We start from the raw sequence: 14,285 nt of genomic DNA, 5'->3' as shown, positions 1-14,285 counted from the left end.
ACTATATTTACAGTAATATTCGTAACTCTACCCAGCGCTATTGATTCTAGTTCATCTAGTAAATATCTTCTATGACCTTTTGGTGTTTTATAACTTTTAAGTATCCCTTCTTTGTCCCACACTCTCATAGTTTTAGGAGTTACTCCTAAAACTATGAGAAGCTTTTGTTATACTTACATATTCATGCATATATAATCACCTCTACTATTAGGTTAACCAATAATAGTATTTTTATGTATTAAATGTTCATAAATGTTCATAAATGTTCATAAATGTTAATATATATTATAGCTGCTTATACCTCCTTTTCTTCATTTGGGGTTAAAATTCAATCGTATTGGATAATACAACTGCAAAATAAGAAACAAAATCAATATATAACATTACATTTAAAGGGATTTATCAACTATCATTTTATCCAAATTGATAATTGCGCCTACTTATTTTAAAAATTAGTCGAGGGTTTCACTGGTGAAGACGAACCGTACCTAGTACCTAGTACCTAGTACCTAGTACCTAACTATATCACTGTCCATTGAGAGAAATGAATTATATAAGTTAAATCCACAAATAACTCCAAATTCAACTCTCCAAGACTTCCAACATATTCAGTATCTTTATGATTTATTAATCCACATGAGGAAGAAAATATAGTTTGAAACTCAGAAATCATCTATTTACTTATATGCTGAGTTTTATAAAGCTCAGCATAGACACCATTTTTCTCCATCAAACATTTGTGATTTCCATCTTCAATAATATTTCCACTATCAAATACAAGAATTCTATCTGCATTTCTGACAGTAGATAATCTATGAGCAATAACAAAAGTTGTTCTGCCTATTATTAGAGTATCAAAAGTTTCTTGTATTTTCGCTTCAGTAACACTATCAAGAGCAGAAGTTGCCTCATCTAAAATTAGGAATGGTGGATTTTTCAGAAATATACGGGCTATAGAAATACGTTGTTTCTGTCCACCAGAAAGCATTGCACCACGTTCTCCAACAAAAGTATTAAATCCATCGGACATAGCAATAATATCATCATAAATCTCAGCCTGCTTTGCTGCTATTGCAACTTCCTTAGGAGTAGCCTCCGGTTTACCATATCTAATATTTTCAAGAATACTATCAGCAAAAAGGAATACGTCTTGTTCTACAACTCCAATATTTTTATGCAGTGATTCTTGTGTAACATTACGTATATCTACATGGTCAAGCAAAATTTTTCCTTCATCAACATCATAGAACCTGGGAATCAATTTACATAGTGTTGATTTACCTCCACCTGATTGCCCTACTACTGCAATTGTTTCACCAGGCTCCACGTGAAGAGAGATATTATGTAATACCTGAATACCTTTTTTATAAGAAAAACTAATATTTTCAATATCTAATTCGCCTTTTACTCTACCTAGCTCTATAGCATTCGGATCATCTTTCATTTCAGTTTCAGTACGCATCATATCTACAAACCGTACAAGTCCAGCTCCACCTGTTGCAAAGAGTTCAGCAAAGTTCGAAAGTTTTCTAATTGGAGTTATAAAAGTAGCAATATATAAAGTAAAAGTGATTAAATCAATTTGATTCATCTGTCCTTGCATAATTAATATACCACCTACTAAAATAACTATTGCTGGCAAAATGCAAAGGAAAAATTCCATTGTAGCATTGAAATATCCCATGGCCTTATAAAATTTGGTTTTAGATGTTTTGAAAGCATCATTTGATTCACTAAACTTATCAAATTCTGAATTCTCATTTGCAAATGCTTTCGCTGTTTTCATGCCTGAAAGCCCCGATTCAATATTCACATTTATAGAAGCAGTTTTTTCTTTCACTTCAATAGAAGCTTTTGACATTTCAGAACGTCTATACCATACAACTAATAAAAATATAGGCAATATTAAAGCAATAACCAAAGTTAATTTCCACTGAATAGTAAATAAGATACCTAGTGATCCTATTATTGTAAGTGTGGATATAAAAACATCTTCAGGACCATGATGAGCAAGCTCAGTTATATCAAATAAATCTGCTGTAAGTCTACTCAATAGTTGACCTGTACGGTTTTTATCAAAGTATCCATAAGACAATTCCTGCATATGTTGAAATAAATCGCTTCTTATGTCTGCTTCTACTAATACACCAAAAGTATGACCATAGTAGGTTATTATATAGTAGAAAAAAGCTCTTAATGTATACGCAATTAGCATAATCACCATAATAGTTATAAAAGTTTTATAAGCATTAACAGGTAGTAGCTCATTTAGTGAATACCGAGTTATTGCTGGAAATGATAAGTCAATAACTGCAATTAAGAATGCACATGACATATCTAATATAAATAATTTTTTGTGTGGTTTAAAATATGAGAAGAATATTGAAACTAGAGATTTTTTTTGAAATTCTTTTGTATCCATTTTTAGTATTTTCCTTTCTTTTATGCATCTTGGTTTTTTTTAAGTATAACATATTTATGCCCTGTTCAATCTAAGTTATTATATTGAAAATCTACAAACATCTCACCATTATGAGGATATTTATTTACTTTAGCCTAAAATTGTTCTCTATCATTAATTTTAATAATTTTCCTATTGCATCTATACTCAGCTAATTTAGCAATTATCTTTCCCTCCTACTGCCTCATAGCGTCACAATAGTAATTAAGTAAAATGAAAATTTATGATAAATAAAATTAATATTCTCAAATTTTAAACATGGATTACTTATACTATTTGCTATAACCAATGTGCAAATAATACTAATAATAATTAATAAAATCAATATTTCTATAAAAAACATTATAGCAGTTTTATAATCTTTGCTATTTTGTATATTAATTCCATCTGCCGTCTTAATATTATACTCATTTAAATTTCTAACACTTGTTTGGTAATTTTCTAATGTTTCTTTGTTTATCGAAAATAATTCATACGCATCATTCTGCTTATCTGCTTTCACCATATCTATTGCAGGAAATAAACTTTCTCTCCATTTGGCTAAATTTTCTTTAACTGCACTATATAATTCCTTTTGTTTATCATCTTTTGATAAAACATCTAATTTTACCATACTGTCTTCTATAGTTTTTTTCTTTTGGCAACATCTGCGTAAACACTTTCTTTCTCAGTACCATCTTTACTAATAATTAACGTTAACAAATTTGCACTGTTTGCTCTTGTTTGAGTTCTTAAATCTGAACCAATTTCAATTGCTATAACACTATTATTGTATAACGACGTCATGCCTTTATTCCCTTTTGATAAATTAAAATAGCCAACACCTGCAATTATTAATGATAAAAATAGCATTACAAATACTAAAATAAATATTTTTATTCTGACTTTGAAATTACCTAACATTTTTTTAACCGCCTTTTATTATTATTTTCTAATTCAACCCTAATTCTTTCAATAATTTTAATAGCGATTACATTATCTATATTATTTAAATAGATTAAAGCTCTTCCCCACCATATCTGGAACCTCAATTAAATCATTTTTCATATTAAGTCCTCCAAAATGTTTACTGAAATTTTATGTTATATATTAGTAAATTCAATTATATAATTCTGCATTAACCCCCCAAATCCTTTTTTAAAAGCTATTTTTGTCTAACATGAATATCTGCTTTTATTTTTGATATTCCTTCATAATATTATTATCTTGAACCAGATGAATAATAGATTTATAATTTGCAATTATTGATTTCGGACAAGGCTTCATAGAATAAACTAAAAACAGTTTATTCTTATATCAGAAAAATCAAAAACTTCAGTCCACCGTTTTTTTCAAGATTACATACCATTTTCTTCATATCCTCACTGTTTCCAACATGTAGAAAAGCTCATAGATCAATTTTTCATCAATAAAACTTATAAATCTTTCGAAACAATATTAGAATTAACGCTTGTGTTTGCAGAATCTTTTAGGTAAGCAAACCAGTATACAGTTCCTACAAAAATAGCTCCCCCAATTATATTACCAATTGTTACTGGAATTAAGTTTTTAGTAACAAAGGTTCCCCAATTAAGCCCAGCTAATTTTTCTGGTGTTACATGAGATGCTGCCAACCAAGCTTCGTTCGTTTTTGCCATTATTCCTGCTGGAATATAGTACATATTTGCAACACTATGCTCAAATCCCGATGTTATAAATAACCATATTGGAAAGAAAACAGCAAATATTTTTCCTACCATAGTTTTTGATCCATATGACATCCAAACAGCTAAACACACAAGCCAATTACACATAATTCCAAGGTATAGTGCAGGCATAAAGGACAACCCCACTTTATAAGCTGCAATTTTAATGGTAGCTCCTCCGAGTCCATTTGCTCCACTATTAAATAGTCCTGATTGTACCATCATAAAAGCAATAAATATCGAACCAATAAAATTTCCTAAATACACAATGGACCAATTTTTAAACATTTTGGTCCATTTAACTTTACCTTTTAGTACACTTATTATAATTAATGTATTTCCCGTAAACAGTTCTCCACCAGCTATAACAACTAGCATTAATCCTGTTCCAAAAATTGCACCCGCAATGCATTTCCCTAAACCATAAGTTTCAGGTTTTGCAAATAAATTAAATGCTGCCATATTCGATCCTTCGGAAGCAAATGCGATAAAAGCTCCCGCTAAAATACTTAAAATAAGTGATGTAGAAGCTTTCATACTTGTTTTTTTAATTCCCGCCTGCTCTGTATACGTTGCAATTTCCTTTGGTGTTAAACATTCGCTCATATTTTTACATCTCCGTTTATATTATTTTGTAAGATACACTTATAAAACCAACAATTATTATAATTTCAATATCAGATTCTTTAAAAGTGTAACTATCCTTCTTTTATTCTCCTATATATTCACTATAAAAGCTATAAAAGTTTATAAAAATCCCCTAATCTGGTTATAATAAGATTTTTCCCCTTTAGGTTAGTTTCATTACACATCTAAATATGCGCTATTTATAAATATTCTTTACTATTTTATTCATCCCCCCCCAACTTCCATGTAAAAATTGCACTCTACTAATAAACACATCGATGTCCTTTTGAATAAGGAAAATTCAAAAATTCATTACCAGCCATAAAATATCCAATTTTATTCATCCACATATATGGGTAAACCGTTTTAAAATCAATACTTTCACCATAACCCTCCAATCAATTATGCCTAACGGCACATTGAAGGGTGAAATTTTATATATGGATGTTTTTTTTACTCTCAGGGTTACAAACGCAAGTACCCACTTCTAACCAATTGTCTTGATCCCAAGCTTTATTTATATGTTCACCTGTTACTTAAATCTAGCAGACAAACGAATTATCGATGGCATTTCTAAGAAAATTACTTTATCTTCTACATTGTTTAAAGCTGTTTTAAAAAACTTAGTCTTAATGCTTCTTTTATTTACTAGCTTTAAAGGAGCATTATAAGGTTCCATCTTCTTTTAACAAAGCAAGATCAGAATAATTTTTTGCATTGCTAGGATATGGGTACTCCCAATAAACAGTAAATGGATACTCTTTTCTTAGTAGTTCCTTAAAAATCGAATATACAAAAGTAGTTTCATAAAGATTGCATACTCCATGATGAGTCCTCTTATAATAGTTTTCATTCATTTTAAAAAGTTCATTTAGTTCATGTTCTTCTACTAAAATAGCTTCAAGAGCAGAATTAAAAAAAGAATTTATAATATTACTAAACCTCCAATTCAAACTATTATATAATATACTATACCAAAATGCTAAATTAATAAACTATTGTCTTATTATATTTATTATATTTATTATATTTATTATATTTATTATATTTATATAATAAATTGAAATCAAAACATAATAAAACCCTCAACTATAATTAATTAATCGAGGGTTCATGGCGAACCTCCCTTTCTACCGATAATTTCGGTAGTGTTATGTTCGCTCTTAATCGCATGAATAGCAAGTCATTATAGATATTCATGCAAGATTAATTTCTAATATTAATGCTGATTCCACAAAATCATTGCCACTAAATTGTACACACACCTTCATAATCCGATGCATTAACTTTAGCCTAATTATCTCTAAATTCCTCTGCAAAAACAACACAAGCCTGAAGACTTTTAAAATTTCCAAAATTATTTGTAAAAAAAATAAATTTCCGTGCAGAAATTAAGAATTCCTATGTATATTAGTAATAGGTTCATTTATTAATGAAGATTAAACAAAAAAGAGTGATTAAGCTGATTTTAACAACTGAGGATCAACAAATATTCAAAAGATACGCCTTGCTTTATTTTTCAAAATTCCCATCACTATCAAGTAAAGAAATCTATAAATTACTTGGAAATGATGACCCTAAACTGATGAAAAGAATTAAACGCATAACCAAACGAACAGATCCTGCTGCCTATATTGGCCGATACTTACTTCCATTATTTGAAAAAGAAGGGTGGCTGATATATAAAGATAATAAATGGAATGTCCAAATTGTACAGGACCGTTGTTCACAGTGTTTTAAGAAAATCGATGAAGTATATTTAATTGATAGTAGAAATTTGCACTTCTGTAGCACTGATTGTGCAGATGAATTTGAAGGTTTTTACGAGCCGTATGATTGCTACTGGGATGAATATTTATGTCTTTTCACTGAGTTCAGTGAGATGTATCCCCAGTTTTCCAATTATACAAAGCTTGATGGCACCAATAATTTTATAAGCCCATTTTCGCATTTTAATCTTTTAAATCTTATTCAAAATATTGAAGATAGCATTAATAATAGTGAGTTTGATGAAATAACAAATGATGAAGGTGCCGATGGTAAAGTAGCTGCAGAAATTTATAGGATGCTGGCAATTTTAAATGACAAGCTGATTAAACTTCGAAACACAGAAAAAAATATTCGAAAGCATAGAACTAAAGAAAAGCAAATGTATGCTCTTGAAATTGAACAAAATCATTTAGTGAAACATGCCAATGACAACAATGTGCTCATGAAATTTATTAAAGAGAATCGCAGGTGTTTAATGAAAAATGAAAGTAATATGTGGATTACAGCAAAACTTGACAGACGCAATCAATGGTATGATGAGCTAAAACAAACTCTTGAAAAAAATTTGAGTTATAAAAATTACATTGAATGCCCTATTTGTTGCACTCTAAGTGAATCAAAATTTACTCGTATAGCAATTGATGGTTACCATTATTGTGAAAAATGTTGCGATGAGGTTGAAATATCCGGAGGTTTTAACAAAAGACAGGAATTCTAATATACAATCAATCCGAGGAACGAATAAAGCTAGAAGCATTGCATAGGATGGGGCTAAATTCAAGCCGTATAAAACCATCACTTGTGATAACGGCTGTGAGAACCTTGATTTAGAGGGTATTGAGAACTCAGTAAGGACTAAACAAAATAGAACTAGGGTGTATTATGCTCATCCATATAGTTCATGGAGCGAGGTACAAACGAGAATATAAATAAAATGATACGACGATTTATCCCCAAAGGTGTGGATATTTCAGCATTTTCTAAAAAACAAATTATGCAAATACAGCATTGGATCAACAATTATCCAAGAAGGATTTTTGGCGGTCTTTCTGCCAATATGGCGGAACAGAAAACCTTTACATCTTAACATTATATTTTTTAAAATTTTTGACATTTTATATTGCAATCTACAATTATTCGTTCCTCGTAGGTTAGGTGTTTACCTTTTCTACTCTCTGTGATAAAATTTAATTGACTCATTTGAAATCCTCCTCTATATGTTGGTTTTGCACTTAACATTATACTAGAGTATTTCTCTTGAGTCTTTATTTTTTTTATCCTTCGGTCATTTCATTATACAACTTACCCTTTTTTATCATCTTTTTCAAAGCCCTCACAAAGTTTATATATTTCCTGAAGCTTTATCATTTTTGTTTTCCTTATTTCTTATACAGACAGGAAACATGCAATATATAAGTTTCTTATTTATTTTATCTGCTCATACCCAATTCTTACATTTATTCTTTTTCATGATTCCCTCCAATTAAAATAAGCCCGTATATTCCGAAACACAATATTTTAGGGTATAAAAAAACTCTTAGATTTCTCCAAGAGTTTTATGTATTTTTCTACACTTTAAATTATATCAGATATGAAACAGACAAAACGGACAAATTTAGTTTTTTCAAAATTCTTAAATATATTTAGCTATCCCAGTCAACAGTAATCAAATCTATTAATAATTCAAAATCATTGCTTCTCTATTTTATCAACCGCTACTGCTGGATTATTTTTTGCATTTTCAAGAACATTGTCTAATAATAGCTTCAAGTTATTATATTTATGAAATTTACTATATGTTATTTGCATCATATCTTCAAAACTACAGACATCACCCTTATTTTTAAGTATTCTAGGAACCTTATCCTTGTCATACAAATTAATAAAATCATTATAGCTTTTTCTTAATTCGTTTATCTTTAACTTTCCAAATACATAAAGATGCAAAAATAGCACATCACAATAATTTACAATATCAATTGCAGCCAAAGACCTTATATGAGAAGAAGCCCGATTGTCATCGGACATATAATAATATATGTTACAAGCTTTTGCAAATGCAGCTGTGACTCTTTCCCCTTCATTTATGGGATTTTCACCTGGGTTATAACTGTCATCTTCATTCTTAAGTAACTTATACGTTTCTGCATAAACTTTCTTTTGTATATATGTTAATTTATCATACTCTAATATTTTAATTTTTTGACTATTCTTAAGTTTATCAATTTTTCTGCCTTCTATTGTATCTTTTTTTATTTCATGCTCATAAACATAATCACTAATATATAAACAGCCCAGGGTTTCTATGGCAAATTCAAAGGACTTTGTCTTTACTAAGTGAATTAAAATATCAGCATCAAATACTGCTTTTATACGTGCCAAATTTTAACCCCCCCCATTTAGTCTAATAAACCCTTTATAAAATCTTTAGCATCATCTGTTACCTCAATACTGTCCTCATAACCAAATTTTTCCGGTTCGCATCCCAAATAACTAAATATCCTAACTAAATCATCATAGGTCGTGTTTCCATTATCATAATTTTCTTTTAGAATCTCTAAGTCATTTTGTAATAAATGAGTGTCCTTTGACGGAACATTTAATTCATTTGTATAGCCTAAATTTTTCGTTATGTTTCCTAGTTGACCATCAAGAACTATACCTTCATTTAGTTTTTCTTGCATTTGTTCATTTATCTTTCCAATTTCATAAAGTCTTTTAGTTATTGCTACATAATCAACACCATACTTCTGTTGAAGTCTTACTACCATTGTTGAATCTATAGGTCTTGTCCCATTTTTACTAATTTCGTCTACAAAACTACATATATTTTTTTCTGGTATAAGTAATTCTGCAGCAAACGCATTAGCCATGACCTCTTTAACATCTTTAACATTATCATCGAGCATTTCTTCTATAACAGAATTCTCTTTAATAAATACTCTATTTTCTAACAGATGGTATATTTCATGTGCTATCGTAAATCTTTCGCTACCAAGTGTATGATTTGTATTTGTCACAATAACAAATGCTTCATGTTTATATCCAATAAATCCAGCAAGATTCAAATTATTAAATGGTGTTCTTATAAGTTTAATCCTTATTTTTTCAGTTGTTTCTAATAAATCTAATATCTCAAGTAATTGCTTAGCACAATAATTTCCTAATCCATATTTATCCCTAAAATTTACAGCTCTATCATATGCAAGTTTTAAAAATTCATTCAAATTACTCACCTCTAATTTCTTCTTGCGCAAATAATGCATCAACCAGTAACTCAATGCGTCTTACTTCCTTCAAATCTATTGAGTCCATACCCTTTGCTTTAAAAGCCATAACAAAAGTTTTTTCTTCTGTTTTTTCTTTCTGTTCTTCTATAAGTCCATATAAAAAATCAACGTCTACTGTAAATACCTTAGCAATCTTAAAAGCTTCATCTAGCGAAACAGCTCTTTGATTATTTTCTATCTTAGCAATAATAACTCTGCTTAGTCCTGTCATATTACCAAGCTCCTCTTGAGTTATTCCCTTCTGTTTTCTTAAGGCACTTATTACTTCTCCAATATTCTTCATTTTCATTTTTAAACACTCCCCCATATATTCATTATACCGAACATTTAAGTTGTTTTCAATACTAATATATGAAATTAGTTCGATTTTAGTACATATTATTTATATCTTTAGCAAATTTCCTTATTAATATTCATACAAACAGAAAAAAATTAACTATAATTACAGTGCTAATCTATAAATTTTAAATATATTACTATTTAATTTATCAAATAAAAAACCTCTTAGATTTCTCCAAGGGGCTGCTTTGTTATTTGTAATTTTCTATATTTTATACTCTATCAGATATTAATGTACAAAGCGGACAGGTTCAGTTTTTACTAAGTATTTGTTCCTTTATCTTTTATCAATTTTTCTATTTTTTCCAACTTATCTAATTGACATTTAAGATTTTCTTCCATTTTAGCCTTCTCTATATGTGCATTTCCCTCAATCTTATTGATTTCTTTTTGTGCTTCAAAAGCAATATTTTTCCTAGTTATTTTTCCAAACTCTTGAATCTCTGACACCAAGCTAACAAGTGATATTATCTGTTCTTTTACTTCTTCTTTGTAATATTTTTTTGTCATTATAACACCTACTTTACAACAGTTATTATTTAATCATTAGGTTATTTTTTGTATTTATATATGAACTAGTATTAAGGGTTGAATTAAGCATTGGTGTAGAAATTACCAAAGGCAATAGTACAGTACGACATATTTCAATTATACTATCGTCAATAACGTCCTTTCCTACCAATAAATCACTAATAACTTCAATAGTTCTCATGTGTAACTCATGATCATTTGCAATCGCATCCCTTAACAATTGTGTATTATTCTCTATTTGTGATATCAAAACTTTAGCATGTTCGCGTATCAAAGTTCGTTGTGTTTGCTGAATTCCTTTTTCAATTGATATCTCTTTAATGGCATTGACTGTGTCTGAAAAAATTTGTAAAGCAGTTTGTGCCACTATATTTGAAGCTCCACTCATTATATTCTCCTCCTCTACATTGAAACACAAAGAATCTTTAATCTTTCAAAATCTTTTATATACTGACTTGATATGATTCCACTTTCATTTGAAATCTCATTCTTAAGCATATCCTTAATAATTTCATATGCATTATTGTAATTAATGTTTTTTTGCTCAATCATTGCCTTTTCCAATATCTGTAGCAATCTTGTTTCTTCAATAATTTGATAATCTATCTTTTCTAATAACATAAGACTTCCATCTAATTTTGCAATTTTCTCATTTACAGCTATGCTGTAATCTCTTGCATCATCCAAATATTCATTCGCAATTTTTTTTCTAGACCCAATTCCCATAATACCAACATTAGTAGACAAAAAGAATTCAAATTTTTTGTCAAACTCTGAACAGAACGGTTCTGATATTCTTATTGTTTCAGTACTATTTATAAGCGGATTTTGTTTTCCTATATTCTCACCAATCTTAATAGCTAACCGTCTTTTATTTTCATAACTTCTAGCTATATTGCTCTTAGTTTGTTCAATTTTTTTAAGAGCATTACTCTCTGATAAGCACCAACGATTTTTTGCAGCTGCCATTTTGTTTTCAGCCTTTTCTTTTATCTCATAAGAAGTTTCGTACCCTTTATTATCCTTAATCACCATTTCATTAAATCCATCAGTCATAATTTCACCAAGTTCAGCAGAGCTTTCAACAGCAAGCTTTGTTAATCCAGACCCAAGTTCACCAACAGCTTTAGTAATTTCCCATGCGCCTCCAAAAAAATCTTTAATTCCTATGATAGTCACCCCCACTTTCATAATAATTCATTCACTCGTTAGTTCTAAATTTAATACACATCTGTAATATTTTACATTTTATCACATAATACAACATATTGATACATTTATTAAGTATTCCTACTTTTTCCCCAAAATCTATCATGTGCTTTTCTTACACTATCACCTGATGCATAAAAACTAATACTTACTGCTACCTGTTCCCTGCATAGAGCATTGATATATCTAAGACTTAAAATCATCCTCATTTCACTATCATCAATACTATTAATATACCTATTAAGAAGACTAAGTTCATAAAACTAGTCACTACGTTCCAGTTTTTACTATGGGGTCAGGTACACCTCCTAAAATTGTAATTTTAGAAAGATACCTAAAGATACCTAAGTATATTAATGCTTTGATAACTTATTTGTGATTAAAATTGTTTACAATAAAATCATTTTGCTATAATTATAAAAGGTAAATAAATCATAGGAGAAATAAAGTATGGTAAGAAAAAAGTGTGAATGGTATCCAGGCTCAATGCATCATATTACAACAAGAGGAAATAGAAGAAGTGACCTTTTTAAGGATGGAGAAGATTATATAATGTATCTGGCTATATTAAAAGAAGTTAAGACTAAATTACCTTTTGAATTGTATTGCTATTGTTTAATGACAAATCATGTGCATTTAGAAATAAAAACTACTGATATCAGCATTTCAAAAATAATGAAAAAAATTAATCAAATATATGCTCAGTATTTCGATAAAAAGTATAATTATATCGGTCATTTATTCCAAGATAGATATCATTCTGAGATTATTAAAGATACTGTACAAATGTTAACAACAACTAGATATATTCATTTAAATCCAGTTAGAGCAAATATGGTAAATAGAATAGAGGACTATGAATATAGTAGCTATAGCATGTACATTGGTAAAACAAAAGAGAAGTTAATATCTTCTGAAAGAATACTTTCCTGCTTTAAAGATATCAACAAAAGAAAATTATATCAGGACTTTGTAGAAAATGATATAAAATTAAAAGCAGATGTTATCACTTTGCCTGTGCACTGACTGCTATCGTAGATAAGTTAGATTTAAAACAACCTTACTAACTATTTTATCCGAAAGCATTTTTGTTATGAGAACTGACTGTATTTTTATGAGGAATTCTGCTGTAAGTATTCTTGACGTGAGTGCTTCAAAATAGCATGACTCCTAATAAGAAGAATAATAAATAAAGAAAAATAACATTCTAGTAACCTGTTATCTAAAATAAAATTAACTTAAAATGCTTATTAAATTACAATTATTTGCTTTGGACCTGACCCCATAGAAGAAACTGGAACCAGTTTCTTCTTTCTACTTCTGTAGCACTGATTGTGCAGATGAATTTGAAGGTTTTTACGAGCCGTATGATTGCTACTGGGATGAATATTTATGTCTTTTCACTGAGTTCAGTGAGATGTATCCCAAGTTTTCCAATTATACAAAGCTTGATGGCACCAATAATTTTATAAGCCCATTTTCGCATTTTAATCTTTTAAATCTTATTCAAAATATTGAAGATAGCATTAATAATAGTGAGTTTGATGAAATAACAAATGATGAAGGTGCCGATGGTAAAGTAGCTGCAGAAATTTATAGGATGCTGGCAATTTTAAATGACAAGCTGATTAAACTTCGAAACACAGAAAAAAATATTCGAAAGCATAGAACTAAAGAAAAGCAAATGTATGCTCTTGAAATTGAACAAAATCATTTAGTGAAACATGCCAATGACAACAATGTGCTCATGAAATTTATTAAAGAGAATCGCAGGTGTTTAATGAAAAATGAAAGTAATATGTGGATTACAGCAAAACTTGACAGACGCAATCAATGGTATGATGAGCTAAAACAAACTCTTGAAAAAAATTTGAGTTATAAAAATTACATTGAATGCCCTATTTGTTGCACTCTAAGTGAATCAAAATTTACTCGTATAGCAATTGATGGTTACCATTATTGTGAAAAATGTTGCAATGAGGTTGAAATATCCGGAGGTTTTAACAAAAGACAGGAATTCTAATATACAATCAATCCGAGGAACGAATAAAGCTAGAAGCATTGCATAGGATGGGGCTAAATTCAAGCCGTATTGTGGAGCAAATAGGTGGGCGATCAGAACGCACAATAAGGTGTGAAATTGCTAGAGGAATGGGTACTATTATTGAATAGTGACTTAACCACTCGGATGCAATATAGCGCTGAAATTGGGCAAACAGAACATGACAGACAAGGAACAGCTAAACGTCCTGCGTTGAAAATAGGGAAAGATTACAAATTGGTGAAGTACTTAGAAAAAGCCATAGGTAAAGACGGTGAATCTCCATATGCAGCAATTCAAAATATTACAAATAAAGAACTGCAATTTGAAAC

14 protein-coding genes and 3 pseudogenes are annotated in these 14,285 nt (G+C 29.6%); 5 read left to right on the top strand and 12 right to left on the bottom strand.

The features are described 5' to 3' along the window. The 5 genes and pseudogenes from ACREVU_RS08120 to ACREVU_RS08100 all read right to left on the bottom strand — a co-directional run. The coding region (locus ACREVU_RS08120) for a MerR family DNA-binding transcriptional regulator (RefSeq protein ID WP_431551108.1) at positions 1-155 on the bottom strand (155 nt) is incomplete at its 3' end. 518 nt (positions 156-673) lie between these two features. Next, positions 674-2,422 carry an ABC transporter ATP-binding protein gene (locus ACREVU_RS08115; RefSeq protein ID WP_431551107.1) on the bottom strand — a complete coding sequence of 583 codons (1,749 nt, stop codon included), beginning with the start codon at positions 2,420-2,422 and terminating at the stop codon, positions 674-676. A gap of 223 nt (positions 2,423-2,645) precedes the next feature. After that, a pseudogene (locus ACREVU_RS08110) lies at positions 2,646-3,313 on the bottom strand (MCP four helix bundle domain-containing protein). Between the two features lie 563 nt (positions 3,314-3,876). After that, the gene (locus tag ACREVU_RS08105; protein ID WP_431551106.1) at positions 3,877-4,752 is read right to left on the bottom strand and encodes a formate/nitrite transporter family protein; all 876 of its coding nucleotides are present in this window, start codon (positions 4,750-4,752) and stop codon (positions 3,877-3,879) included. 686 nt (positions 4,753-5,438) lie between these two features. Further along, positions 5,439-5,726 (bottom strand): hypothetical protein, encoded by a 288-nt coding sequence (locus ACREVU_RS08100; protein ID WP_431551105.1) that lies wholly within the window; start codon positions 5,724-5,726, stop codon positions 5,439-5,441. A gap of 479 nt (positions 5,727-6,205) precedes the next feature. On the opposite strand from ACREVU_RS08100, the gene ACREVU_RS08095 reads away from it, so the two are divergent. Together ACREVU_RS08095 and ACREVU_RS08090 are read left to right on the top strand one after the other, a co-directional pair. After that, positions 6,206-7,261 carry a hypothetical protein gene (locus ACREVU_RS08095; RefSeq protein WP_431551104.1) on the top strand — a complete coding sequence of 352 codons (1,056 nt, stop codon included), beginning with the start codon at positions 6,206-6,208 and terminating at the stop codon, positions 7,259-7,261. Positions 7,262-7,328: 67 nt separating this feature from the next. Then, a pseudogene (locus ACREVU_RS08090) lies at positions 7,329-7,630 on the top strand (IS30 family transposase); the annotation flags it as partial. A gap of 602 nt (positions 7,631-8,232) precedes the next feature. Here the strand turns inward: ACREVU_RS08090 and ACREVU_RS08085 are convergent. From ACREVU_RS08085 to ACREVU_RS08055, 7 genes are all read right to left on the bottom strand, one after another. Further along, positions 8,233-8,925 (bottom strand): PIN domain-containing protein, encoded by a 693-nt coding sequence (locus ACREVU_RS08085; RefSeq protein WP_431551103.1) that lies wholly within the window; start codon positions 8,923-8,925, stop codon positions 8,233-8,235. A 17-nt stretch (positions 8,926-8,942) separates the two neighbouring features. Then, positions 8,943-9,779 carry an ImmA/IrrE family metallo-endopeptidase gene (locus tag ACREVU_RS08080; protein WP_431551102.1) on the bottom strand — a complete coding sequence of 279 codons (837 nt, stop codon included), beginning with the start codon at positions 9,777-9,779 and terminating at the stop codon, positions 8,943-8,945. Further along, a complete protein-coding gene (locus ACREVU_RS08075) occupies positions 9,772-10,122 on the bottom strand; it encodes a helix-turn-helix domain-containing protein (protein ID WP_431551101.1) in 351 nt (116 codons plus the stop codon). The genes ACREVU_RS08080 and ACREVU_RS08075 overlap by 8 nt, the downstream gene beginning before the upstream one ends. 311 nt (positions 10,123-10,433) lie before the next feature. Then, on the bottom strand, positions 10,434-10,682 hold the full coding sequence (locus tag ACREVU_RS08070) for a hypothetical protein (RefSeq protein ID WP_431551100.1): 249 nt from the start codon (positions 10,680-10,682) through the stop codon (positions 10,434-10,436). Positions 10,683-10,707: 25 nt separating this feature from the next. After that, positions 10,708-11,091, bottom strand: a complete 384-nt coding sequence (locus ACREVU_RS08065) for a hypothetical protein (RefSeq protein WP_431551099.1) — start codon at positions 11,089-11,091, stop codon at positions 10,708-10,710. 14 nt (positions 11,092-11,105) lie between these two features. Beyond that, on the bottom strand, positions 11,106-11,894 hold the full coding sequence (locus ACREVU_RS08060; RefSeq protein ID WP_431551098.1) for a hypothetical protein: 789 nt from the start codon (positions 11,892-11,894) through the stop codon (positions 11,106-11,108). Positions 11,895-11,983: 89 nt separating this feature from the next. Further along, entirely contained in the window at positions 11,984-12,115 is a 132-nt protein-coding gene (locus ACREVU_RS08055; RefSeq protein ID WP_431551097.1) for a hypothetical protein, read from the bottom strand. 247 nt (positions 12,116-12,362) lie between these two features. On the opposite strand from ACREVU_RS08055, the gene ACREVU_RS08050 reads away from it, so the two are divergent. The 3 genes and pseudogenes from ACREVU_RS08050 to ACREVU_RS08040 all read left to right on the top strand — a co-directional run. Next, the gene (locus tag ACREVU_RS08050) at positions 12,363-12,938 is read left to right on the top strand and encodes an REP-associated tyrosine transposase (protein ID WP_431551096.1); all 576 of its coding nucleotides are present in this window, start codon (positions 12,363-12,365) and stop codon (positions 12,936-12,938) included. Positions 12,939-13,329: 391 nt separating this feature from the next. Continuing rightward, positions 13,330-13,935, top strand: a complete 606-nt coding sequence (locus ACREVU_RS08045) for a hypothetical protein (protein ID WP_431551095.1) — start codon at positions 13,330-13,332, stop codon at positions 13,933-13,935. Positions 13,936-14,046: 111 nt separating this feature from the next. Further along, positions 14,047-14,285, top strand: a pseudogene (locus ACREVU_RS08040) (IS30-like element ISCth2 family transposase); the annotation flags it as partial.

The sequence above is a fragment of the Clostridium sp. genome (assembly GCF_050717535.1).
In the GTDB taxonomy this organism is placed as follows: Bacteria; Bacillota; Clostridia; order Clostridiales; family Clostridiaceae; genus Clostridium_AD.
This window is presented reverse-complemented; position numbering and strand designations above follow the sequence as displayed.